This is a genomic window from Pantoea stewartii, assembly GCF_011044475.1.
Lineage (GTDB): Bacteria > Pseudomonadota > Gammaproteobacteria > Enterobacterales > Enterobacteriaceae > Pantoea > Pantoea stewartii.
Window position 1 is genome coordinate 1,745,830 of the sequence record NZ_CP049115.1, and the last position, 22,543, is coordinate 1,768,372.

Consider the following 22,543-nt stretch of genomic DNA (forward strand, 5'->3'; position numbering starts at 1 on the left):
TCGAGTCCTGAGGTTTTCAGCGCTGGTTGCGGCGCCGGGATAATACTGTTATTCCAGACCAAGTTTAATCAGCGCCTGTTCAGCCGCTGCTTGTTCAGCTTTACGGCGGCTGGAGCCCACGCCCACCACCGGTTCTGCCATGCCACTCACCTGACAGTGAATGGTAAATTCCTGATCGTGGGCTTCGCCGCGAACCTGCACCACTAAGTAACTTGGCAGCGGCAGATGACGGCCCTGCAGGTATTCCTGCAGGCGCGTTTTCGGATCTTTTTGTTTATCACCCGGACTGATTTCGTCCAGGCGCGTCTGATACCAGTCAAGGATCAGCTTTTCGACCGTCTGAATATTACTGTCGAGGAAGACACCACCAATCAGCGCTTCCACGGTGTCTGCCAGAATAGATTCACGACGGAAGCCGCCGCTTTTTAATTCGCCGGGCCCCAGACGCAGGCATTCACCCAAATCGAATTCACGCGCCATCTCTGCCAGCGTATTACCGCGCACCAGCGTCGCGCGCATGCGGCTCATGTCGCCCTCATCCACACGCGGAAAACGGTGGTAGAGCGCATTTGCAATCACGTAGCTCAGAATCGAATCGCCTAAAAACTCCAGGCGTTCGTTATGCTTGCTACTGGCGCTGCGATGCGTCAACGCCTGCTGTAAAAGTTCAGAATGTGTAAAAGTGTAGCCCAGTTTGCGCTGAAGCTTGTTAATCAGGATGGGGTTCATGCGATTCCAGTTCTGTTTTGCGTCTGTCACTCTGCATACCAAACAGGGCTGAGAATCCAACACATTCTGTTTGGTGTGCAGTGGCCCCCATGACGGAGGCCACCCTATTTTGCCTGACTCTCAGGCTGGCTTAATGGATACCGCCGATACGACTCAGTCGTACGCCGGTTGGCCACTGGCCTTCTTGTTTTTCAAAGCTCATCCAGATGGCGACCGCTTTACCGACCAGATTGCGCTCGGGAACAAAGCCCCAGTAGCGACTGTCGGCGCTGTTGTCACGGTTATCACCCATCATGAAATACTGCCCCTGCGGCACAACCCAGCTCGCCTGCGGCTGGCCGGGCTGCTGATAGTACATGCTCGCCTGGCTTTGTGCTTCCGTCACCAACAGAATGTCATGCGTCACATTGCCCAGCGTTTCTTTGCGCATGGCCAGACGTAATCCACCGCGCATGGTTTCATTCAGCGGCACCTGGTAGAACCCGTTACCGGCTTCGTTACCATCAAACCCGCTAAACGTCTGAACAAACTTGCTTGGCTCAATGTTGCTGTAGGTGACGGGCAACGCTTTGCTGCAAGGCTTGCCATTATCGCAGGCCGGATTAATAGTCAGCGTTTTACTGTAGGGATCATAGGTTACACGATCGCCCGGCAGGCCAATCACGCGCTTGATGTAGTCCAGGCTGGGATCTTTTGGGTATTTAAAGACCGCAATATCGCCACGCTTAGGATGCCCGGTGGGGATCAGCGTGGTTTGCGTAATCGGGTCTTTAATGCCGTAAGCAAACTTCTCGACCAGAATAAAGTCACCAATCAGCAGCGTGGGCATCATCGAGCCTGACGGGATCTGGAAAGGCTCATACACAAATGAGCGCACAAAGAATACCACGGCCAGCACCGGAAATACGGAGGCAGCGGTTTCAATCCAGCCCGGCTTAGGTGCCATTTTTGCCAGCGTTTTTTTATCGAGCGTGCCGCCTGACTGCGCCTGTGCCGCCGCCTGCAGCGCCCGGCGCTGTGGTGCCCACTTGATACGATCGATCACCCAGAGAATACCAGTAATCAATGTCGCTATCGCCAGGACTAGCGCGAACATATTAGCCATTTAAGATCCTTATTTGCTGTCTTTTCCGACATGCAGAATGGCGAGGAATGCTTCCTGCGGCAGTTCAACGTTACCGACCTGCTTCATTCGCTTCTTACCCTCTTTCTGCTTCTGCAACAGCTTTTTCTTACGACTGACGTCACCGCCGTAACACTTGGCAAGGACGTTCTTACGCAGCTGTTTGACGGTTGAGCGAGCGATAATGTGGTTGCCGATTGCCGCCTGAATCGCAATATCAAATTGTTGACGTGGGATGAGGTCTTTCATTTTCTCAACCAGCTCACGTCCACGATAAGGTGCGTTATCACGGTGGGTAATCAGCGCCAGCGCATCAACGCGTTCTGAGTTAATCAGCACGTCGACGCGCACCATGTCAGAGGCCTGAAAACGTTTAAAATTGTAGTCCAGTGAAGCATAGCCGCGCGATGTTGATTTCAAACGGTCAAAGAAGTCGAGCACCACTTCAGCCATTGGAATCTCATAGGTCAGCGCAACCTGATTGCCGTGGTAAACCATATTTGTCTGAACGCCACGTTTCTCGATGCACAGCGTAATCACGTTGCCCAGGTATTCCTGCGGCAGCAGCATGTGACACTCCGCAATCGGTTCACGCAACTCTTCAATGTTATTGAGCGGTGGCAGCTTCGAGGGGCTGTCCACATAAATGACTTCGCCGCCCGTGGTTTCCACTTCGTACACCACCGTCGGTGCGGTCGTGATCAGATCGAGATCGTACTCACGTTCCAGACGTTCCTGAATGATCTCCATGTGCAGCAGACCCAGGAAGCCGCAACGGAAGCCAAAGCCCAGCGCGGTTGAACTCTCTGGCTCGTAGAACAGAGAAGCATCGTTCAGGCTCAGCTTGCCCAGCGCATCACGAAACGCTTCGTAGTCATCAGAACTAATTGGGAACAGACCGGCGTAAACCTGCGGCTTCACTTTTTTAAAGCCAGGCAGCGCTTTGTCCGCCGGGTTACGTGCTGTTGTCAGGGTATCGCCCACCGGCGCGCCCAGAATGTCTTTAATGGCGCAGACCAGCCAGCCAACTTCGCCACAGTTCAGTTCAGTGCGGTCAACCTGCTTCGGCGTGAAAATGCCCAGTCGATCGGCGTTATAAACCTGGCCGGTACTCAGTACCTTGATTTTATCGCCTTTACGCATGGTGCCGTTTTTTACACGAACCAGCGAGACAACACCCAGGTAGTTATCGAACCAGGAGTCGATAATCAGTGCCTGCAGCGGCCCTTCCGGATCGCCTTCTGGTGGCGGAATATCGCGCACCAGGCGCTCAAGCACTTCAGGTACGCCGACACCGGTTTTCGCCGAGCAACGCACGGCATCGGTGGCATCAATACCGACAATATCTTCGATTTCCTGTGCAGCACGTTCAGGATCGGCGGCAGGCAAATCGATTTTATTCAGCACCGGCACGACTTCCAGATCCATCTCAATCGCGGTGTAGCAGTTAGCCAGGGTTTGCGCTTCAACGCCCTGTCCGGCATCCACCACCAGCAGCGCACCCTCACAGGCGGCCAGTGAGCGGGAAACTTCGTATGAGAAGTCAACGTGTCCCGGCGTGTCGATAAAATTGAGCTGGTAAGTTTCGCCGTCTTGGGCTTTGTAATCGAGCGTCACGCTCTGTGCTTTGATGGTAATACCACGTTCACGCTCAAGGTCCATTGAGTCCAGAACCTGCGCGGCCATCTCGCGGTCAGTTAATCCGCCACAGATCTGAATCAAGCGGTCAGAGAGCGTGGATTTACCGTGGTCAATGTGGGCGATGATGGAGAAATTTCTTATGTGCTTCATTTATAGAGATATCTTCACGTAGAGAATCAGTTAGAAACCTGAGCACAGACACATTCAGGAAGATCGCTCTTAACCCACAATCCTGTCAGCCTCATTAATGACGACGCATATTACACTGTTAAGGCCGCGCATAAAAGAATGGAACGTCGTGGAAACGAAACAGTTTTTTGCGCGTCAGGCTTAAGACAAAAGCCGCAACAAGTGCGGCTTAAGCAGGGGTCAGGCTTCGCTTTCAACACGAAGCGCATCTGGGGGCAAGGCGATATTGAGGATAACCGGCTGGAAGGCCTCACGATCGCCAAATTTCATGGAAATGCCTTTGGCGACGATAAAGCCGCCAACTCCGCCTAACAGCGCGCCGCAGGCGGCGGCTAGGTCGCTGCCGAACAGGGCCTGGAACAGCCCCGCGAACAGAAACAGGCCAAACAGCGGCGTCATGTATACCAGCAGTGCCGAACCGAGCAGGCTGCTCTCTTTGATGCCCAGTTCGACACGTTGGCCCGGAGCCAGGGGCTTGCTGCTGGCGATTTGCATCACATGCGCATTCTTTGGCCCCAGCTTATTCAGCATATGGCTGCCACAGCCTTTACGTGCCTGGCAGCTGTTGCAGGAGGTTTTGGCTTCGGTATGCAGTGTGGCGATACCATCCTGCCATGCCACCACGGTGGCCCATTCTCTCATCATTTTTTTGCCCCAGGATTAACACTGTCCGCGATACGTTTGGCCGTCGCAGGCGGTAACTCGCCAACGACCGTAATTTCGTAATTATCGCGTATTACGGTTTCCACCGTACGACGTCCCGTGCGCAATGTCTGTGCGACGCTGTTTTTATCTGCCGGCGTAACGTTTACAGCAAAGCTAAACAGACCATCGCTGTACAGCCGGGATTCAAGGGATTTATTTAACGCGGGAAGCATACGCCGGCTTTGGGAAACGAGCGTCATCCCTGCGGGAAGCCAGGCGGGCTCCCAGTCCAGCGTCGCGTTGTCTGATTTGGTTAACGAGAGCGACGGCGGCAGATTGGCCTTTTCAAGGCCCTGCATCAGGTTGCGTACGCCATCATCCACCGCGAAGCTGATCACGCGAAACTGTTCCATCGTTTCACCGTCACGATCCAGCAGATCCACGCGCAGCGGTAGCTTGGTATCCACATCCAGCCATACAACATAGCTGTAGCGCGTGCCATCGCGCGACACTACGCGCACCACATCACACATCTGATCGGCAATGCGGGAACGGCCGACGGTAATAAAGTCATAAGCCGCATCAAGTTTGGCAAAGTCGGCGTAGATAATCGATGGCAACGCATCGACGATGTGATTGCCGGGAAGCGAGAAAGGCTCAATACCCGGTTCGAAATAGCTGATGTCGTTGCCGCGCTGAATGACTTCGCGACGCGGACCGTCCATCTGCAGAATTTGTGCATAGACGCGATCGTCGATTACTGCGTGACGATAACGGAGCGATTCCATACCAAGACGGGAAACGTTGATGTAGGCGAATTCGTAGTTGAGCGTCTGACTTGCCTGCTCCATCTGCTGTAATAACGCCCCAGACGCAGAAACCTGCGCTGGGGCGGCAGTGGACCACAACAGGCTGCCCGTCAGAAGACTAACGGCATACCATAGCGGCTTCATTACTGCTGCTGCATTCCTAATGACTGATTACCCGGTACATTGGCCTGCGCTTGTTTTGGCGCATTGGTTTCGAACTGCAGCTGATCGGCGTGCAGACGACGCTGAAGTTCGTAGTCCTGCAGCATGGCGTTCACGCGGCGACGCTGGTCCTGCACCTGTTGTGAGGCATTGCCTGAACCAAACATATCCGAGGGGACACCCAGACTGACAGGTGACGCTTTGCCCATCACTGGCAAGGTGTTGAATACCGGTGAGTCAGAGATTTCCACGCTGCCGTTGGTGGGTTGGTTATAGTGCTGAACACCCACAATTACCGCCAGGGAAACACAGGCGGCGACGCCGACCTGCGTAATCTGGGCCGCCCAGGGGCGAACTTTGTGCCAGAACGGCATTTTTTCCCAGCGAGAAGGCTCGGGCTGTGCTTCAGGAATCAGGGACGTCACATTACGCTGTGGCTCGTTTTCGATGGCAGCGGCAACGCGAGCAGAAATATCAAAATGCAGGTGTTCACCAACATCGCCGCGCATGGTATCGCGAATCAGATGGTAGCGTTCCCAGCTTTTTTGTAGATCTGCATCCTTAGACAGGGCTGAAATCAGCGCGTTATCTAAAGCCTCACCATCCATTAAAGCGGAAAGTTTTTCTTTCTGCATGCCTAATACCCTTCCAGTAGCCGTTATCACTGACGTTGGATAAGCGGTTGAACTTTATTATCAATGGCCTCACGTGCACGGAAAATACGTGACCTTACCGTGCCCACCGGGCAATCCATAATGACGGCGATCTCTTCATAGCTCAGACCGTCAAGTTCCCTGAGGGTAATTGCCATTCGCAAGTCCTCAGGAAGCGCCTCAATGGTACGAAAGACGATTTGTTTCAGTTCGTCAGACAACATTAAGTTCTCAGGGTTCGAAATTTCTTTTAACGCACCCGCACTTTCGAAATTTTCCGCATCAATTGCATCAACATCGCTGGAAGGCGGACGGCGTCCCTGAGCAACCAGATAGTTTTTGGCTGTATTCACGGCAATCCGATACAGCCAGGTGTAAAACGCGCTATCGCCACGGAAAGAATCCAGTGCCCGATACGCCTTAATAAATGATTCCTGAACGACGTCAGGCACATCGCCTGAAGGCACATACCGTGAGACCAGGCTCGCGACTTTATGCTGGTAACGGATCACCAGTAAGTTGAAAGCTTTTTGATCCCCCTTCTGAACCCGTTCAACCAGAACCTGGTCCGCTAACTGCTCGCTCATCCGAGGTAAAGTCTCCCCAAATACTTTCTTATGCGTTAAGGAACTGCCAGCACACAGCTATTGAGCAAGCATGCGCTTTGAGTCATTACGTGGCGAAAAGTTCATTTTCGGCCGCTTTGCTGCAGGATTACACAGTTTGTTGATTTTCGTTCAATGTAACACGCGCAAATCGCAGGCAGAGTAACCTATGACAGCCGCTTTTTCATCTTTAAATCCTTGTATTCGATTAAGTTTGGTATGAAAAACAGATTTTAAACGGTTAAATGACTAACCATTTGATATATCTCATAAATTAGATTTAGTCCGCTATTACGCCTGCTTGCGTGTTCAAAATACTTCACAAAAAACCATCAAAGGCTTATGCTCGGGTCATTCTTGTTTAGTAAATTAAACACTATGACAACATTCTCCCCCTCAGATTATCAGTGTGATGTGCTTATTGTGGGCAGCGGTGCGGCGGGACTGTCACTGGCGTTGCGGCTGGCCTCGCATTACCGGGTCACTGTGCTCAGTAAAGCGCAGGTTAATGAAGGCTCAACGCTGTATGCGCAGGGCGGCATTGCGGCAGTGTTTGATGAAACTGACAGCGTGGATTCTCACGTTGAAGACACGCTGATTGCCGGGGCGGGCTTGTGCGATCGTGAGGCCGTTTCATTTGTCGCCAGCAATGCGCGGCACTGCGTGCAGTGGCTGATCGATCATGGCGTGGCGTTTGATACCGATCCTCAGGCCGGCGGTGAAATGCGTTACCACCTGACGCGAGAAGGCGGCCACAGCCATCGCCGTATTCTGCACAGCGCCGACGCCACCGGCCGGGAAGTGGAAACCACGCTGGTCGGCCAGGCGTTGCGTCATCCGAATATCCGCATCCTGGAACGCACTAACGCGGTGGATCTGATCCTGTCAGACAAACTGGGCTTACCGGGCCCCCGCCGGGTAATGGGGGCCTGGATCTGGAACCGCAATCGCGAACGGGTCGAAACCTGCCAGGCGCGCGCCGTCGTGCTGGCCACGGGCGGCGCGGCCAAAGTTTATCAGTACACCACGAATCCTGATGTCGCCTCTGGTGACGGCATTGCGATGGCCTGGCGAGCAGGATGCCAGGTCGCTAACCTGGAATTTAACCAGTTTCACCCTACCTGCCTGTTTCATCCGCAGGCGCAAAACTTTCTGCTGACGGAAGCCCTGCGCGGCGAAGGCGCCTGGCTGGTGCGGCCCGATGGTTCGCGGTTTATGCCTGACTTCGACGAACGCGCGGAGCTGGCCCCGCGCGATATCGTCGCCCGCGCCATCGATCATGAAATGAAACGGCTGGGCGTAGACTGCATGTATCTGGATATCAGCCACCAGCCGCCGGCCTTCATCCGTTCCCACTTCCCGATGATTTACGAAAAACTGCTGACCTTTGGCTTTGATCTGACAAAGGACAGAATCCCTGTGGTGCCCGCCGCGCATTACACCTGTGGTGGCGTGGTCGTCGATCGGCATGGCCGCACCGACATCGATTGTTTATATGCAATCGGTGAAGTCAGTTATACCGGGCTGCACGGTGCCAACCGCCTCGCCTCAAATTCTGTCCTGGAGTGTCTGGTATATGGCTGGTCTGCCGCGGAGGATCTGATGCGGATCTTACCTGAAACGGAGACCGTAGATCGTTTACCGGCCTGGGATGAAAGCCAGGTGGATGATGCCGATGAGCGCGTGGTCATTCAGCATAACTGGCATGAACTACGGCTGTTTATGTGGGATTATGTCGGCATTGTCCGTACCACTAAGCGGCTGGAACGCGCGTTGCGCCGCATCAGCCTGCTTCAACAGGAAATCGACGAGTACTATCGCCACTTCCGGCTCTCAAACAACCTGCTGGAACTGCGCAACCTGGTACAGGTGGCAGAGCTGATGGTGCGTTGTGCGCTGCAACGCAAAGAGAGCCGCGGGCTGCATTTTATTCGCGACTATCCCGATACGCTGGCGGAAGCGCAACCGACCGTCCTGCAGCCCGGCGATCACATAAACAAATAGAAGTCACGCGTCAGGCTTTGCCAGGCGTCAGAATACTGCCGGTCGGCATCGCGGATAGCCAGGCGTTCAAACAGGGTTTCACCCGGACTGGGTGAAAACCCCAGCAATACACGATGCGGCGGACGGTGAGCATATTCCGCCACATCGAAGCGAAAGCGCAGATGCCAGCCCTCCGATTGTGCCTGCGCAATCACCTCCTGCCCTGTCGTCTCAGGCAATATCACACAAAAGAAGCCCTCTTCTTCTATGAGCAACGCTGCGCAACGTAATAAGGTCTGATGGTTTAAGGTACCGGTCGCGCGTGCGCTGTCGCGTGCCGACGTTGAGCAGGCCACGCCAGGTGTAAAGTAAGGCGGATTACTGACGATCAGTGAATAGCGCGTATTGCTGTTTTCCGCCCACTGCGCAATATCCTGTTGATGAACATGAATACGCGCAGCCCAGGGTGACTGACAAGCATTCTCGCTGGCCTGTTGCGCAGCGTCGGCATCGAGCTCCACCGCATCGATCACCACATCAGCATGCGTTCGCTGTGCCAGCATCAGCGCAATCAGGCCCGAACCGGTACCGATATCAAGGATGCGCTTTACCCCGGCGACCGGTGCCCACGCGCCCAGCAGAATGCCATCAGTACCGACCTTCATTGCACAGCGGTCGTGTGCGACAAAAAACTGCTTGAAGGTAAACCCGTTCTTTTTTAACTGCGGCCGCGCCTGCGGCTTGTCCTGCATCATACTCAGCGACCATTCACCTGTTTTTCTGCCGTATAGCTGGCGCCAAGTGTAACGTGCCAGGTTGGGGAATTCACGCCGTTGACGTAATCTGACGCAGTCAATACCGATAAACAGATGAAGATTATGTCCGATCTGTCTATAATCAGCGCCCCAAACTGAGGTAGAACATGACCGTAACCACATTTTCCGAACTTGAACTCGACGAAAGCCTGCTTGAAGCGCTGCAGGAGAAAGGCTATACGCGCCCGACAGCAATTCAGGCTGCTGCCATTCCCCCCGCGCTGGAGGGCCGCGACGTTCTGGGTTCGGCACCTACCGGGACCGGGAAAACCGCCGCGTATTTATTACCGGCGTTGCAGCACCTGCTCGATTTTCCACGCAAGAAGTCTGGCCCGCCACGTATTTTAATTTTAACGCCCACCCGTGAACTGGCGATGCAGGTTGCCGACCAGGCGCGGGAACTGGCGAAACATACGCATCTGGATATCGCCACTATTACCGGCGGCGTGGCCTTTATGAACCACGCCGAAGTGTTCAGCGAAAATCAGGACGTTGTGGTTGCCACCACCGGCCGTCTGCTGCAGTACATCAAAGAAGAAAACTTTGACTGCCGCGCAGTGGAAACGCTGATTCTGGATGAAGCAGACCGCATGCTGGACATGGGTTTTGCCCAGGATATCGAAACCATCGCGGGTGAAACGCGCTGGCGTAAACAGACAATGCTGTTCTCCGCTACGCTGGAAGGCGAGCATATTAAAGATTTTGCCGAGCGCCTGCTCAACGAACCGGTTGAACTGGAAGCCGATCCCAGCCGTCGCGAGCGTAAGAAAATTCAGCAGTGGTATCACCGCGCCGACGATCTTGAGCACAAAACCAAACTGCTGGTTCACCTGTTAAAGCAGCCGGAAGTGACCCGATCCATTGTGTTTGTGCGTAAACGTGAACGCCTGCATGAACTGGTCAGCTGGCTGCATGATGCCGGAATCCGCACCAGCTACCTGGAAGGGGAAATGGTCCAGGCTAAACGCAATGAGGCGATTAAACGTCTGGTGGAAGGTCGGGTAAACGTGCTGGTCGCCACCGATATCGCCGCACGCGGGATTGACGTGGAGGATGTGAGCCACGTGATTAACTTCGATATGCCACGCACGGCGGATACCTATCTGCACCGCATCGGCCGTACGGGCCGTGCCGGTCGTAAAGGCATCGCCATTTCGCTGGTCGAAGCCCATGACCATCTGCTGCTGGGTAAAGTCAGCCGCTACGTTGACGAGCCGATTAAAGCACGGGTGATTGACGAGCTGCGTCCGGTCACGCGTGCGCCTTCGCCAAAAACCACCGGAAAACCGTCGAAAAAGGCGCTTGCAAAGCGTGCAGAGCGAAAAGCCAAAGAAGAAGAGAAACCGCGGGTGAAAAAACGCCATCGCGATCTTAAAAATGTCGGTAAACGCCGCAAGCCAAGTGGTAGCTCATCCGGCAGTGAGAATGCGGAATAAAACAGCACGCTTCTAAAAAAATCGCCTCCTGAGAGGCGATTTTTCATTGTTCAGGTGGCTAAAGCCCGGTTTCGTCTCCATTCAGCATCAAACATCATAAAGCCGCCCGGCTGGATATTTCACCCGATGACAGTCATGTTCTATCTGTCTGTTAACGCGTAGGAATTTGTCCTTCTGGCGCTGCGTTTTATTTCAGCACACAGCCAGTTTATAAACTTTCCGTAAAGGTTCGGGCAATGACGTCACGCTGCTGTTCAGGCGTCAGCGAATTAAAGCGCACGGCATACCCGGAAACACGAATGGTCAGCTGCGGATACTTCTCAGGATGTTTCACGGCGTCTTCCAGCGTTTCACGGCGCAGGACGTTAACGTTTAAGTGCTGACCGCCTTCCACGCGTACCTGGGGTTTAATCTCGACCGGTACTTCACGGTAAGCCATGTCCCCTAACTCACCAATCGCGACAATCTGATCGTCCTGATAGCCTGCTACGGCACACAGACAACGTGCCTGAGCGGTTTCTTCATCTAACAGCCAGAACGAATTCACTAAGGCCGGATTGTGTGACTGGGTAATTTGAATACCTGTGATCATCTCAGTTTCTCCTGCAAGGCATTGGCTGGACCAATACCGTCAATAAATCAATGATGAGCAACTGGTATATCACTCGCTCATGACGTTAGTTTTGACCTGAATCAAGTACAATCGGGCACTTTTTGGCCACATTGCTAAGCGATTGATTTTTAAAACGTAGAGGGACTAAATTTTATTGAATTTTTAAAATAATTTTAGGCTTCATGTCTGGATACTGAACAGCTAAGCTTAGCGTTCAGAACACAAGGGAGTTGATTATGGCTGCAAAGCTGACCTGGCACGATGTGCTGGCTGAAGAGAAAGAGAAGCCCTATTTCATTGAAACCCTGAAACAGGTCGCCAACCAGCGGGCTGCAGGCGTGACCGTTTATCCGCCGCAGAAAGACGTCTTTAATGCCTTTCGCTTAACGGAGTTAGGCGATGTGAAAGTGGTGATTTTGGGTCAGGATCCTTACCACGGGCCGAATCAGGCACATGGTCTGGCTTTTTCTGTATTGCCGGGCGTGCCCATTCCGCCTTCCCTTCAGAACATGTATAAAGAGCTGCAGCAGGATATTCCGGGCTTTGAGAAACCCAGTCATGGCTATCTGGCCAGTTGGGCAGAGCAAGGCGTGCTGTTGCTGAATACCGTGTTAACGGTGGAAGCGGGCAAAGCGCATTCTCATGCCCGGCTGGGCTGGGAAACCTTTACCGACAGGGTGATTGACGCGATTAACGCGCAGCGTGAAGGGGTAATCTTTTTACTGTGGGGTTCGCATGCGCAGAAGAAAGGCAGCATCATTGATCGCCAGCGCCATCATGTGTTGCAGGCACCGCATCCTTCTCCCCTTTCGGCACACCGCGGCTTTTTTGGCTGCCAGCATTTCTCAAAAACTAACGCCCTGTTAAAAGAAAGCGGCAGAGATCCTGTTGACTGGACACCGGTTTTACCTGACCCGGCAGCCTGAACACAACGGCCGCGTCAGTGCGCGGCCGTTGTGAGATGAGGCTACAATCAGGCTTTCGCCTTGGCCACTGCAACCATGGCCGGACGCAGTAGACGCCCATTCAGGGTATAACCGCGTTGCATCACCATCATCACGTGGTTAGGCTCGACATCGTCAGATTCCATCATCGACATCGCCTGATGGACTTCAGGGTTGAACGGCACGCCGGTTTCACCGACCACTTCAACACCGAATTTACGCACTGCGCCCAGCAGCGATTTCAGCGTCAGCTCAATGCCTTCCACCATCGAAGCGGATTTCTCATCTTCTTTGTTCGCCAGCTCCAGCGCACGCTCCAGGCTGTCAATCACCGGAAGCAGCTCGTTGGCAAACTTCTCCAGCGCAAATTTGTGCGCTTTTTCAATGTCCATCTCGGTACGACGACGCACATTTTCAATCTCTGCCTGTGCACGCAGCTGCGCGTCACGCACGCCGTTCTGCAACTGCGCTAACTCAGCTTCGAGCTGAGCAATGCGCTCATCACGCGGATCCACCTCACCTGCTGTCTCCGCGTCCTGAGGTTGCTGTTGTTCCTGTTGAATTTCGTCTGAGACTTGCTCGTTTGGGGTGTTCTGTTCTTTACTACTCATGAATTTCTCCGCGTTTTGCACATTCACTTCGCTGGTTGGCTTATTATGGGGATTGGTTTGGCGGTTTCAAGGGAACACGTCACATCATCGTGCCGATTTGGCTTATGAGGAAGACCCACTCGATGAACAAACACTTTAACTGCATTGGAATTGTGGGCCATCCACGCCACCCCACCGCGCTCACCACGCATGAAATGCTGTGCCGCTGGCTGACCGGTAAGGGCTACCGTGTCATTGTCGAACAGCAGATTGCGCAGGAACTCTCACTGGACGATGTCCAGACTGGCACGCTGGCAGAAATCGGCCAGCAGGCGGATTTAGCCGTCGTGGTCGGCGGTGACGGTAATATGCTAGGCGCAGCCAGAGTACTGGCGCGGTATGACATAAAAGTGATTGGCATCAACCGCGGCAATCTGGGATTTCTGACGGATCTGGATCCGGATAACGCGCACCATCAGCTTGATGACGTGCTGAACGGCAATTATTTTGTGGAAAGCCGCTTTCTGCTGGAAGCGCAGGTATGCAAAACCGACTGTTCACCCCGCATCGGCAGCGCAATTAATGAAGTGGTACTCCATCCGGGCAAAGTCGCCCACATGATCGAGTTTGAAGTGTACATTGATGAGGTGTTTGCCTTTTCACAGCGCTCAGACGGCCTGATCATTTCTACGCCGACCGGATCTACGGCCTATTCCCTGTCCGCAGGGGGCCCGATCTTAACGCCGTCGCTGGACGCGATAACGATTGTGCCCATGTTTCCGCACACCTTATCGGCCCGGCCTCTGGTGATTAACAGCAGCAGCACCATTCGCCTGCGCTTTTCGGCCCGCCGCAACGACCTGGAAATCAGCTGCGACAGCCAGATTGCGCTGCCTATTCAGGAAGGGGAAGATGTGCTGGTCCGCCGCAGCGAAAACCATCTCAATCTTATCCATCCCAAAAACTACAGCTATTTCAACACGCTGAGTTCCAAACTGGGCTGGTCAAAAAAATTGTTCTGAAAGTGAGCGCGCCCTCTTTACTGGATAAAAAACCAGTTTATACTGTATGAAAAACCATATGTGTTTATTCATACAGGTGACGCTATGCTGGCACAACTGACCATCAGCAATTTCGCTATCGTTCGTGAGCTCGACATTGATTTTCAACGTGGCATGACGGCCATTACCGGTGAAACCGGTGCCGGTAAATCTATTGCTATCGATGCGCTCGGATTGTGCCTCGGCGGTCGCGCGGATGCCGATATGGTGCGTCAGGGTGCCAACCGCGCAGATTTATGCGCGCGCTTTCAAATCAAAGCCTCGCCTTCCGCTCAGCGCTGGCTCAGCGACAACCAACTGGATGATGGCAATGAGTGCCTGTTGCGCCGCGTGATCAGTGCCGATGGCCGCTCACGCGGTTTTATTAACGGCACGGCGGTTCCGCTTTCACAGCTTCGCGATTTAGGCCAGTTGCTGATTCAGATTCATGGCCAGCACGCGCACCAGTTGCTGCTCAAGCCCGACCATCAAAAACACCTGCTGGATGCCTATGCCGGGCATGACGCGCTGCTGGTTGAGATGCATGCGGCGTATCAGACCTGGCATCAGAGCTGCCGTACTCTGGCGCAGCATCAGCAGCAGGCGCAGGAACGTGAATCCCGTCGCGAATTACTGCAATACCAGCTCAAAGAACTGAACGAGTTTGCCCCGCAGGGAGGTGAGTTCGAGCAGATCGACGAAGAGTACAAACGCCTGGCCAACAGCGGACAGCTGCTTTCAACCAGCCAGCAGGCACTTCAGCTTCTGGCGGACAGCGATGACACCAACCTCAACAGTATGCTGTACAGCGCACGCCAGATGCTGTCAGAGCTTACCGCACTGGATGACAAGGTCAGCGGGGTTTATAACCTGCTGGAAGAAGCGGCCATTCAGTTGAGCGAAGCCAGCGACGAACTGCGTCACTACTGCGACAGCCTCGATCTGGATCCCAATCGCCTTTATGAACTGGAACAGCGTATCTCGCGGCAAATCGCGCTGGCGCGTAAGCACCATGTCACGCCGGAAGGCTTACCCGCTCTCCATCAGCAATTGCTGGATGAAGCAGAGTTGTTATCCCAGCAGGAAAGCGATCAGGAAAGTCTGCAAACGTTGGTCACCGAACATTATCAGGCGGCCTTACAGTGCGCGGAACGACTGCACGAACAACGTAGCCGCTTTGCGGATGAGCTTCAGCAGTTAATTACCCAGAGCATGCATTTGCTTTCGATGCCGCACGGCCGCTTTGCCATCGACCTGGTGTTTAATCCCGATCAGTTAACGGCGGATGGCGCAAGCCGCATTGATTTCCAGGTGACGACCAACCCCGGGCAGCCTTTACAGCCGTTGGGCAAAGTTGCTTCCGGCGGTGAGCTGTCACGTATTGCGCTGGCCATTCAGGTGATTACGGCCCGCAAGATGGAAACCCCGGCGATGATCTTTGACGAAGTTGACGTGGGCATCAGCGGCCCTACCGCCGCCGTCGTCGGCAAGATGTTGCGCCAGTTGGGCGAATCAACACAGGTGATGTGCGTTACGCATCTGCCGCAGGTCGCCGGTTGCGGACATCAGCACTTCTTTGTCAGCAAAGAGACTGACGGCGAAATGACGGAAACCCATATGCAGCCGCTGGACAAGCGCGCACGTTTGCAGGAACTGGCGCGTTTACTGGGCGGCAGCGAGGTCACCCGCAACACGCTGGCTAATGCTAAAGAACTTTTAGCCGCCTGATATGCACTTTTTTAACACAGCGTGGTCATATGCATGCTCTGTAGAGGTTTCCAATAGCGAAAAGGTTTATTATCATCGACAGCTATTGTCGCCTGAATAATAAAGCCTGCCGCAGGCAGAGTTCAGAATTTGATGGCAGAAGAACAGCCTGTAAAAGGCGTTTGGCCCCAGAAAAGGAATGTATAGATGCGCTGTAAAACGCTGACTGCCGCGGCAGTGGTAATGTTGATGATGACCGCCGGATGCTCCACTTTAGAGCGCGTGGTTTATCGTCCCGATATCAATCAGGGAAACTATCTGGTTGCCAATGATGTTGCCAAGATTCATACCGGCATGACTCAGCAGCAGGTGGCCTATACACTGGGTACGCCGATGATGAAAGATCCGTTTGGTAGCAATGTCTGGTACTACGTATTCCGTCAGGAACCTGGCCATGAGAAGGTCAAACAGCAGACACTGACGTTGACCTTCGACCGCAGCGGTGTGCTGACCAACATCGACAATAAACCTGCCCTGTCCTCGCAAGAAGGCTAACGGTTGATTCTGACCGTCGCCATCGCGGCGGTGATTAACCCGCAGAAAGCAAAAAGGCGCTCATCAGCGCCTTTTTCATGTTCTTCGATCTGACCGGTTATTTCTTGCTGCTGGCCGCGCGTTCTGCGCGTTGACGACGCAGTTCTTTCGGGTCGGCAATCAGCGGACGGTAGATCTCAACCCGATCGCCTTCCTGCACGATATCCGTCAGTTTCACCGGGTGGCTGTAAATGCCCACTTTATTGCTGGCAAGGTCGATATCAGGCCGCAGCTCAAGCAAACCCGATTTTTTGATGGCCTGCTCGACCGTACTGCCCTCTTCCAGCTTTACGTACTGCTGATACTGTTTTTCAGGCAGGGCGTACACCACCTCAACCGAGATATCAGGCACTGTAAACCTCTTTGGCGCGTTGCGTGAACGCCTGCACCATGCTGTTGGCCAGTTCTTTGAAGATGCGACCGAATGCCATTTCAACCAGCATATTGGTGAACTCAAACTCCAGGCTTAGTTCGACCTTACAGGCATCATCGCCGAGATCGATAAAGCGCCATCCGCCGGTCAGCTTGCGGAACGGGCCGTCGACCAGTTGCATATGAATGCTCTGGTTGTCGGTCAGCGTATTACGGGTAGTAAAGGTTTTACTGATGCCCGCTTTAGACACGTCGACTGACGCCGTCATCTGATTTTCAGAGGCATCCAGCACGCGGCTACCGGTGCAGCCCGGCAGAAACTGCGGGTAGGCATCGACATCGTTTACGAGTTGGTACATTTGTCCGGCGCTAAAGGGGACCAGCGCCGAACGACTAATCTGAGCCATAATGGTTCCTGTTCGTCACAAAACCGCTAAATAATAGCATTTTCAGCGATTAAACAAAAATTCCTCATTGTCATGGTGTGCTAGAATACCCTGTTTCCTGCTGCCCCGCTGGACTGGGGATGCGATAACCGACCAAGTGATGTAAAATACGCGGCATTATGACAAAGAAAAAAGCACACAAACCCGGTTCTGCCACCATTGCCATGAACAAGCGCGCCCGCCACGAATACTTCATTGAAGAAGAGTTCGAAGCCGGTTTGTCGCTACAGGGATGGGAAGTTAAATCACTCCGTGCAGGTAAAGCGAACATCAGCGACAGCTACATTTTGCTGCGCGATGGCGAAGCCTATCTGTTCGGCTCAACCTTCCAGCCGCTCGCCGTGGCTTCAACGCACGTAGTCTGCGATCCTACCCGCAGCCGTAAACTGCTGTTGAAAAAGCGTGAGCTGGATTCACTGTATGGCCGCGTTAATCGCGAGGGCTATACCGTTGTTGCGCTGTCGCTCTACTGGAAAAACGCCTGGTGTAAGTTAAAAATCGGCGTGGCTCGCGGTAAGAAAGAACACGACAAGCGTAACGACATCAAAGATCGTGAATGGCAAATGGACAAAGCGCGTATTATGAAGAATGCCAATCGTTAAATACTGGAATTCGATACGCTTTTTTGCTAGTATTTGAAGTTCTGGGGCTGATTCTGGATTCGACGGGATTGTGAAGCCTTAGGAGCATGCCGAGGGGCGGTTGGCCTCGTAAAAAGCCGCAAAAAAATAGTCGCAAACGACGAAAACTACGCTTTAGCAGCTTAATAACCTGCTGAGAGCCCTCTCTCCCTAGCCTCCGCTCTTAGGACGGGGATCAAGAGAGGTCAAACCCAAAAGAGATCGCGTGGATGCCCTGCCTGGGGTTGAAGCGTTAAACTTAATCAGGCTAGTCTGTCAGTGGCGTGTCCGTCCGCAGCTGACCGGCGAATGTAAAGACTGGACTAAGCATGTAGTGCCGACGGTGTAGTAATTTCGGACGCGGGTTCAACTCCCGCCAGCTCCACCACACAATGATCCGGATACGTCCGGTGAAATCCTGAAAGCCCGCACGGCACAAGCCCTGCGGGCTTTTTTGTGTCTGTAATAGTCCGAGCAAATCCGGCTAAATCCGGTGATTATTGGTATACGAATTGGTATACGTTAGAATGTATGCCAATAACGTATACCAATTCAGGCGGGAAACACAGGCATGGCAAGGACTACGCGCCCATTGACCAATACAGAAGTGCTGCGTGCAAAAGCAGTAGATAAAGAGCTGACATTGCACGATGGAGATGGGCTGTTTTTATTAGTTAAAACAAGCGGCAAAAAACTGTGGCGCTTTCGTTATCAACGTCCAAAGACTAAGCAACGTACAATGATAGGTTTGGGTGCCTTTCCTGCGCTTTCTATCGCTAATGCTCGCGCCTTAAGAGCAGATTACCTTGCCCTTTTAGCAAACGGAATAGATCCACAAATTCAGGCTGAGGCTATTGAGGAACAGCAACAAATTGCGCAAGATAGTATTTTCTCGACCGTTGCTCATAACTGGTTCCAGCTAAAAAGTAAAAGTGTTACACCTGATTACGCTAAAGATATATGGCGCTCATTGGAAAAAGATGTTTTTCCTACTTTGGGTGAAATTCCCGTTCAAAACATTAAGGCAAGGACGATTGTTGAAACACTGGAGTCTACAAAAGCAAGAGGAGCATTAGAGACAGTGCGTCGTTTGGTGCAGCGTATAAATGAAATTATGATTTACGCTGTCAACACAGGATTGATAGATGCTAATCCTGCTTCGGGTGTTGGAATGGCTTTTGAGAAACCCAAAAAACAAAATATGCCAACATTGCGACCAGAAGAATTGCCAAAGTTAATGCATTCTCTTCTCGTATCGAATTTGACTTTAACTAGTCGTTGCCTAATTGAATGGCAACTCCTTACACTTGTTCGTCCATCTGAGGCTTCAGGAGCTCGGTGGTCTGAGATTGATCTGGAGATGAAGGTATGGAAAATTCCACCTGAACGTATGAAGGCAAAACGAGAACATATTGTTCCATTGTCACCTCAAGCGATTGATGTTCTAAAAACAATGAAGCCAATTAGCTTTAGTCGTGAGCATATTTTTCCAAGCAGAAATGATCCTAAGAAGTCAATGAACAGTCAAACAGCAAATGCAGCATTAAAGCGGATTGGTTATGGTGGAAAGCTGGTTGCTCATGGATTACGTTCTATAGCCAGTACTGCAATGAACGAAGCCGGACTCAATCCTGATGTGATTGAATCTGCGTTAGCTCATACAGATAGAAATGAAGTTAGGAAAGCATATAATCGCTCAACATATTTTTCACAACGTGTTGAATTAATGTCATGGTGGGGATCTTTCGTTAAAGGTTCAAACAATACTTAAAAGGAATTTAGAATGTCAAAAAAGACTAACGATCAAATAATCCTTGAGCAAATCCTCAAGGATAAAAAAAATGAATTGGGTACAAATATAAAAGACACTGAGTTTTTTGAAGTCTATTCAGCTACTGAAATACTTAAAGATTATGATGTGACTTATGATGACATTGACTATGGAATTGTAGGTAACGGCGGTGACGGTGGCATTGATTCTATTTTCACTTTTGTAAATGGCGAATTGCAGAAGGAAGATACTCAGCTTAATACTCAAATGAGAAGAAATCATATTGAACTAATAATAATCCAATCTAAGACATCATTAAATTTTAAAGAAGATGCTATTATTAAGTTTAGAGAAACTGTTCAGGATTTATTCGATTTAGGAAATGATCTTGAGAAGTTTAAAAAGCGTTATAATTCTCTCCTTCTAGAAAAAGTGAACATTTTTAGAGACGCCTACTCAAAGCTTGCCAAAACCTTTCCTAAAATTGTAATAAAGTTTTTTTATGCAACACAAGGAATTGAATCGGAAATACATCATAACGTAGTTGATAAATCAAATAAATTACGTGATGACATACACAAGTTATTTAGTGGCTCAGTTTTTGATTTCCATTTCATTGGTGCCACAACCCTGCTGGAGATGAGTAGAAATATACCTGCAAGTTCGCGAACACTGGAAATATCAGAACAACCAATTAGTACATCTGCAGGTAGTTATATTTGCTTGGCAACCTTAACACAGTACTACAAATTTGTAAGTGACAATGGCGCACTGGCTCGAAGTATATTTGAATCTAATGTGCGAGATTATCAAGGAAGTGTAACTGTAAATACAGGAATTCGCCTCACACTACAAAATATTAATTCTGATGATTTTTGGTATCTAAATAATGGCGTAACCATCATCACACCTAAAGCAGTTAACGCAGGGAAACAGTTAACAATTGAAGATCCACAAATTGTCAATGGGCTGCAAACTTCTCATGAGATATACCGACATTTCTCTAGCACTGATAATTCTAAAGACGAAACACGCTCAATATTAATCAGAGTTATTTGTGAGGAAAATGAAGAAGCTCGCGATAGAATCATTCGTGCAACTAATAGTCAAACAGCCATACTCCCTGCGTCACTTAGAAGCTCTGATGAAATACACCGAAATATTGAAGATTACTTGAAAGCCAATGATTTTTATTATGATAGAAAGAAAAACTTTTACAAAAACCTTGGAAAGCCAGCATCTAAAATAATCAGCATAGCATATTTAGCTCAAGCTATGATGACTATCATTTTATTTAGACCAGACAGCGCAAGAGCTCGTCCATCCACTCTTATAAACTCAGACATTGAATATAAAAAAATATTCAGCTTAGATATCAATATCGACACATACCTTAAGGTGATATTAATCATAAAAGCCACAGAGGCGTTTTTGAAAACTGAGAGTGAACATTACTCCCCCGACCCTAAAACCACCACAAATATTAAATACTATGTAGCCATGGCTGCGGCAATAAAATATCTCAAAACCAAAGATAACATATTAGATGCATTATTTTCAGCTAATCAGATCTTAATCGATGAAGCTATATTTAACGAAAGCCTCGGCATTGTCTTATCTCACTACAATATGTTAGGAGGCAATGATCAGGTTGCTAAAGGCGCGGCTTTGACTCCAGCCATATTAGCCAGCCTATAAAACTATGATGGTAAGGGGTGGTGCTTACAACTAACTCATCGGTAATGACGCCCTGCGCGCACTCGTAGCCCCGCCACGCCTGCGCACTTTATGCAGCGTTTTTCATGCACCTGCATGAGTGGCTCCGGGCCGCACCGCTGCTGGCCTTTGCTGCCGTTTTCAGGTGCCGGAAACTCATGCGATTTCATGCAGCATAGTCATGCACTCAAGCAACAGACATAAAAAAGCCCGGCAGGTGCCGGGCATTAGATGTTTCTGGCCGTCTTTTTTCTTTCAGGGTTGTGCGTGCCGGTCCCTGCGGGAACAGGCTGAGCCGTACCGGCCAAGCGTCTGCGGCTGACGTACCGTGCCGTTCTTCACCTCTGCCTCTGTGGCAACAGGCCTGCCGGGCTTCATGATGATTCTCTCAACGCTCTCCAGCGCGGTGAATGTGCAGGAGCAGTCAAGGTTCCGGCACTGGTACCAGGTGCGCTTTACGGACGGTGCTTCATAAGAACTGGTCCGGGTATGAGCCACCTGACCGCATTCGGGACATTTCAGGGCCATTTCGTTTTCCTGTCTGGTCGTTTTCAGTCAGTCAATTGTGCCGGAGCTGGCACAGGCGGTGCCACCGGATGACATTGTGTGACGACTCAGACAAAAAGCCCTTCTTCTGGCCAGCCAGGAAAAGGTCTCACGAAACCCACTACTCAGCTTTTAGTTTTATATAAATCCTTCACTATTCTTCACCAGAGAGAAAAAAATAAGTAATACAGTAAATTAGAGGGTGAACAGTTTAAAAAGAATCCTTCACCCACTGTTCACCATCGTTCACCGTCTTAAAAAAGCCCACCGGACATTCATCAGCGTTATTTCCTTTTGATCTTTCACTTTCAATAGCCAGAAACTAAGTCCTGGTTTTACCTCGTCTCTATACGTTTTTATTCGTTTGTATTCGTTTTACATGAGCAGTAAATGACCATTTTGTAAGGGTGGTGACACAATCCCGCCTTGTTGATTCCCACAAAAATATGCTCAGAATACAGAGCTGCCCGATGCCGGACGTATCCGCCCGGCTCTGTATGGAATCAACGAGAGGTAGCCCATGCACACTGTTTTAACCGCACCATCTTCCGCCCCGGCGGCCCCGTCAGCCCCTTACGCGCCGCCGGTGCAGGAGCGCTTTATGCGACTGCCGGAGGTCATTCACGTCTGCGGCCTGTCTCGCTCGACGATTTACGACCTCATCAGCCGCGACGCCTTTCCCTCGCAGATTTCGCTCGGCGGCAAGAACGTCGCGTGGGCGGCCAGCGAGGTGAACGCCTGGATGAACGAACGCATCGCCGCCCGGAGTCAGGGGCGTGCGGGATGACCTTCAC

Annotated in this window: 23 protein-coding genes and 1 other RNA gene; 11 read left to right on the top strand and 13 right to left on the bottom strand. The window is 51.5% G+C overall.

The features are described 5' to 3' along the window. Positions 1-48: 48 nt before the first annotated feature. From rnc to rpoE, 7 genes are all read right to left on the bottom strand, one after another. Positions 49-729 carry a ribonuclease III gene (gene rnc, locus G5574_RS08265; protein WP_006120517.1) on the bottom strand — a complete coding sequence of 227 codons (681 nt, stop codon included), beginning with the start codon at positions 727-729 and terminating at the stop codon, positions 49-51. 130 nt (positions 730-859) lie between these two features. Then, positions 860-1,834, bottom strand: coding sequence for a signal peptidase I (gene lepB, locus G5574_RS08270; RefSeq protein ID WP_164482467.1), 975 nt, complete (start codon positions 1,832-1,834; stop codon positions 860-862). Between the two features lie 9 nt (positions 1,835-1,843). Further along, the gene (gene lepA, locus G5574_RS08275) at positions 1,844-3,643 is read right to left on the bottom strand and encodes a translation elongation factor 4 (RefSeq protein ID WP_039340027.1); all 1,800 of its coding nucleotides are present in this window, start codon (positions 3,641-3,643) and stop codon (positions 1,844-1,846) included. A 219-nt stretch (positions 3,644-3,862) separates the two neighbouring features. Then, positions 3,863-4,327 carry a SoxR-reducing system protein RseC gene (rseC, locus tag G5574_RS08280; RefSeq protein ID WP_039340029.1) on the bottom strand — a complete coding sequence of 155 codons (465 nt, stop codon included), beginning with the start codon at positions 4,325-4,327 and terminating at the stop codon, positions 3,863-3,865. Next, the gene (gene rseB, locus G5574_RS08285) at positions 4,324-5,280 is read right to left on the bottom strand and encodes a sigma-E factor regulatory protein RseB (RefSeq protein WP_006120511.1); all 957 of its coding nucleotides are present in this window, start codon (positions 5,278-5,280) and stop codon (positions 4,324-4,326) included. The genes rseC and rseB overlap by 4 nt, the downstream gene beginning before the upstream one ends. Then, complete coding sequence (gene rseA / locus G5574_RS08290; RefSeq protein WP_164482468.1) at positions 5,280-5,933, bottom strand: anti-sigma-E factor RseA; 654 nt, start codon at positions 5,931-5,933, stop codon at positions 5,280-5,282. Before rseA ends, rseB begins: the two co-directional genes overlap by 1 nt. 26 nt (positions 5,934-5,959) lie before the next feature. Further along, positions 5,960-6,538 carry an RNA polymerase sigma factor RpoE gene (rpoE, locus tag G5574_RS08295; protein WP_006120509.1) on the bottom strand — a complete coding sequence of 193 codons (579 nt, stop codon included), beginning with the start codon at positions 6,536-6,538 and terminating at the stop codon, positions 5,960-5,962. Positions 6,539-6,898: 360 nt separating this feature from the next. Here rpoE and nadB point away from each other — a divergent pair, with 360 nt between their 5' ends. Further along, positions 6,899-8,560: an L-aspartate oxidase gene (nadB, locus tag G5574_RS08300; protein WP_164482469.1), complete on the top strand. Its 1,662-nt coding sequence runs from the start codon at positions 6,899-6,901 to the stop codon at positions 8,558-8,560. Here nadB and trmN read toward each other — a convergent pair. Then, the gene (trmN, locus tag G5574_RS08305; protein ID WP_164482470.1) at positions 8,545-9,294 is read right to left on the bottom strand and encodes a tRNA(1)(Val) (adenine(37)-N(6))-methyltransferase TrmN; all 750 of its coding nucleotides are present in this window, start codon (positions 9,292-9,294) and stop codon (positions 8,545-8,547) included. The genes nadB and trmN overlap by 16 nt on opposite strands. 167 nt (positions 9,295-9,461) lie before the next feature. Between trmN and srmB the strand changes: the two genes are divergently transcribed. Continuing rightward, positions 9,462-10,790: an ATP-dependent RNA helicase SrmB gene (srmB, locus tag G5574_RS08310; protein WP_033740936.1), complete on the top strand. Its 1,329-nt coding sequence runs from the start codon at positions 9,462-9,464 to the stop codon at positions 10,788-10,790. 208 nt (positions 10,791-10,998) lie between these two features. On the opposite strand, the gene grcA is transcribed toward srmB, so the two are convergent. Then, entirely contained in the window at positions 10,999-11,382 is a 384-nt protein-coding gene (grcA, locus tag G5574_RS08315) for an autonomous glycyl radical cofactor GrcA (RefSeq protein ID WP_039340033.1), read from the bottom strand. Positions 11,383-11,639: 257 nt separating this feature from the next. Between grcA and ung the strand changes: the two genes are divergently transcribed. Continuing rightward, the gene (gene ung / locus G5574_RS08320) at positions 11,640-12,329 is read left to right on the top strand and encodes a uracil-DNA glycosylase (RefSeq protein ID WP_054633312.1); all 690 of its coding nucleotides are present in this window, start codon (positions 11,640-11,642) and stop codon (positions 12,327-12,329) included. A 47-nt stretch (positions 12,330-12,376) separates the two neighbouring features. On the opposite strand, the gene grpE is transcribed toward ung, so the two are convergent. Next, the gene (gene grpE, locus G5574_RS08325) at positions 12,377-12,958 is read right to left on the bottom strand and encodes a nucleotide exchange factor GrpE (protein ID WP_164482471.1); all 582 of its coding nucleotides are present in this window, start codon (positions 12,956-12,958) and stop codon (positions 12,377-12,379) included. Positions 12,959-13,080: 122 nt separating this feature from the next. Between grpE and nadK the strand changes: the two genes are divergently transcribed. The 3 genes from nadK (at position 13,081) to bamE (ending at position 16,239) form a co-directional block, all read left to right on the top strand. Next, positions 13,081-13,959, top strand: coding sequence for an NAD(+) kinase (nadK, locus tag G5574_RS08330; RefSeq protein ID WP_006120497.1), 879 nt, complete (start codon positions 13,081-13,083; stop codon positions 13,957-13,959). Positions 13,960-14,043: 84 nt separating this feature from the next. Further along, complete coding sequence (recN, locus tag G5574_RS08335) at positions 14,044-15,705, top strand: DNA repair protein RecN (protein WP_164482472.1); 1,662 nt, start codon at positions 14,044-14,046, stop codon at positions 15,703-15,705. Between the two features lie 186 nt (positions 15,706-15,891). Beyond that, the gene (gene bamE / locus G5574_RS08340) at positions 15,892-16,239 is read left to right on the top strand and encodes an outer membrane protein assembly factor BamE (protein WP_033740942.1); all 348 of its coding nucleotides are present in this window, start codon (positions 15,892-15,894) and stop codon (positions 16,237-16,239) included. Positions 16,240-16,336: 97 nt separating this feature from the next. On the opposite strand, the gene G5574_RS08345 is transcribed toward bamE, so the two are convergent. Next, positions 16,337-16,630, bottom strand: coding sequence for an RnfH family protein (locus G5574_RS08345; protein WP_006120493.1), 294 nt, complete (start codon positions 16,628-16,630; stop codon positions 16,337-16,339). Further along, positions 16,623-17,057: a type II toxin-antitoxin system RatA family toxin gene (locus G5574_RS08350; protein WP_006120491.1), complete on the bottom strand. Its 435-nt coding sequence runs from the start codon at positions 17,055-17,057 to the stop codon at positions 16,623-16,625. The genes G5574_RS08345 and G5574_RS08350 overlap by 8 nt, the downstream gene beginning before the upstream one ends. Before the next feature lie 158 nt (positions 17,058-17,215). Between G5574_RS08350 and smpB the strand changes: the two genes are divergently transcribed. From smpB to G5574_RS08370, 4 genes are all read left to right on the top strand, one after another. Then, positions 17,216-17,698, top strand: coding sequence for an SsrA-binding protein SmpB (gene smpB / locus G5574_RS08355; protein WP_033740943.1), 483 nt, complete (start codon positions 17,216-17,218; stop codon positions 17,696-17,698). Between the two features lie 43 nt (positions 17,699-17,741). Next, positions 17,742-18,104, top strand: a transfer-messenger RNA (tmRNA) gene (gene ssrA, locus G5574_RS08360). 183 nt (positions 18,105-18,287) lie between these two features. Then, on the top strand, positions 18,288-19,487 hold the full coding sequence (locus G5574_RS08365; protein WP_164482473.1) for an integrase domain-containing protein: 1,200 nt from the start codon (positions 18,288-18,290) through the stop codon (positions 19,485-19,487). A gap of 12 nt (positions 19,488-19,499) precedes the next feature. After that, the gene (locus G5574_RS08370; RefSeq protein WP_164482474.1) at positions 19,500-21,185 is read left to right on the top strand and encodes an AIPR family protein; all 1,686 of its coding nucleotides are present in this window, start codon (positions 19,500-19,502) and stop codon (positions 21,183-21,185) included. 273 nt (positions 21,186-21,458) lie between these two features. Here G5574_RS08370 and G5574_RS08375 read toward each other — a convergent pair whose 3' ends face one another. Then, positions 21,459-21,731 (bottom strand): ogr/Delta-like zinc finger family protein, encoded by a 273-nt coding sequence (locus G5574_RS08375; protein ID WP_072404116.1) that lies wholly within the window; start codon positions 21,729-21,731, stop codon positions 21,459-21,461. 538 nt (positions 21,732-22,269) lie between these two features. On the opposite strand from G5574_RS08375, the gene G5574_RS08380 reads away from it, so the two are divergent. Next, positions 22,270-22,536: a helix-turn-helix transcriptional regulator gene (locus G5574_RS08380; RefSeq protein WP_164482475.1), complete on the top strand. Its 267-nt coding sequence runs from the start codon at positions 22,270-22,272 to the stop codon at positions 22,534-22,536. Positions 22,537-22,543 lie beyond the last annotated feature (7 nt).

What these genes read in the sequence shown, in the direction of transcription:
- rnc (WP_006120517.1), bottom strand. Translation starts at nt 729, where the DNA reads ATGAACCCCATCCTGATTAACAAGCTTCAGCGCAAACTGGGCTACACT.
- lepB (WP_164482467.1), bottom strand. Translation starts at nt 1,834, where the DNA reads ATGGCTAATATGTTCGCGCTAGTCCTGGCGATAGCGACATTGATTACT.
- lepA (WP_039340027.1), bottom strand. Translation starts at nt 3,643, where the DNA reads ATGAAGCACATAAGAAATTTCTCCATCATCGCCCACATTGACCACGGT.
- rseC (WP_039340029.1), bottom strand. Translation starts at nt 4,327, where the DNA reads ATGATGAGAGAATGGGCCACCGTGGTGGCATGGCAGGATGGTATCGCC.
- rseB (WP_006120511.1), bottom strand. Translation starts at nt 5,280, where the DNA reads ATGAAGCCGCTATGGTATGCCGTTAGTCTTCTGACGGGCAGCCTGTTG.
- rseA (WP_164482468.1), bottom strand. Translation starts at nt 5,933, where the DNA reads ATGCAGAAAGAAAAACTTTCCGCTTTAATGGATGGTGAGGCTTTAGAT.
- rpoE (WP_006120509.1), bottom strand. Translation starts at nt 6,538, where the DNA reads ATGAGCGAGCAGTTAGCGGACCAGGTTCTGGTTGAACGGGTTCAGAAG.
- nadB (WP_164482469.1), top strand. Translation starts at nt 6,899, where the DNA reads ATGCTCGGGTCATTCTTGTTTAGTAAATTAAACACTATGACAACATTC.
- trmN (WP_164482470.1), bottom strand. Translation starts at nt 9,294, where the DNA reads ATGATGCAGGACAAGCCGCAGGCGCGGCCGCAGTTAAAAAAGAACGGG.
- srmB (WP_033740936.1), top strand. Translation starts at nt 9,462, where the DNA reads ATGACCGTAACCACATTTTCCGAACTTGAACTCGACGAAAGCCTGCTT.
- grcA (WP_039340033.1), bottom strand. Translation starts at nt 11,382, where the DNA reads ATGATCACAGGTATTCAAATTACCCAGTCACACAATCCGGCCTTAGTG.
- ung (WP_054633312.1), top strand. Translation starts at nt 11,640, where the DNA reads ATGGCTGCAAAGCTGACCTGGCACGATGTGCTGGCTGAAGAGAAAGAG.
- grpE (WP_164482471.1), bottom strand. Translation starts at nt 12,958, where the DNA reads ATGAGTAGTAAAGAACAGAACACCCCAAACGAGCAAGTCTCAGACGAA.
- nadK (WP_006120497.1), top strand. Translation starts at nt 13,081, where the DNA reads ATGAACAAACACTTTAACTGCATTGGAATTGTGGGCCATCCACGCCAC.
- recN (WP_164482472.1), top strand. Translation starts at nt 14,044, where the DNA reads ATGCTGGCACAACTGACCATCAGCAATTTCGCTATCGTTCGTGAGCTC.
- bamE (WP_033740942.1), top strand. Translation starts at nt 15,892, where the DNA reads ATGCGCTGTAAAACGCTGACTGCCGCGGCAGTGGTAATGTTGATGATG.
- G5574_RS08350 (WP_006120491.1), bottom strand. Translation starts at nt 17,057, where the DNA reads ATGGCTCAGATTAGTCGTTCGGCGCTGGTCCCCTTTAGCGCCGGACAA.
- smpB (WP_033740943.1), top strand. Translation starts at nt 17,216, where the DNA reads ATGACAAAGAAAAAAGCACACAAACCCGGTTCTGCCACCATTGCCATG.
- G5574_RS08365 (WP_164482473.1), top strand. Translation starts at nt 18,288, where the DNA reads ATGGCAAGGACTACGCGCCCATTGACCAATACAGAAGTGCTGCGTGCA.
- G5574_RS08370 (WP_164482474.1), top strand. Translation starts at nt 19,500, where the DNA reads ATGTCAAAAAAGACTAACGATCAAATAATCCTTGAGCAAATCCTCAAG.
- G5574_RS08375 (WP_072404116.1), bottom strand. Translation starts at nt 21,731, where the DNA reads ATGGCCCTGAAATGTCCCGAATGCGGTCAGGTGGCTCATACCCGGACC.
- G5574_RS08380 (WP_164482475.1), top strand. Translation starts at nt 22,270, where the DNA reads ATGCACACTGTTTTAACCGCACCATCTTCCGCCCCGGCGGCCCCGTCA.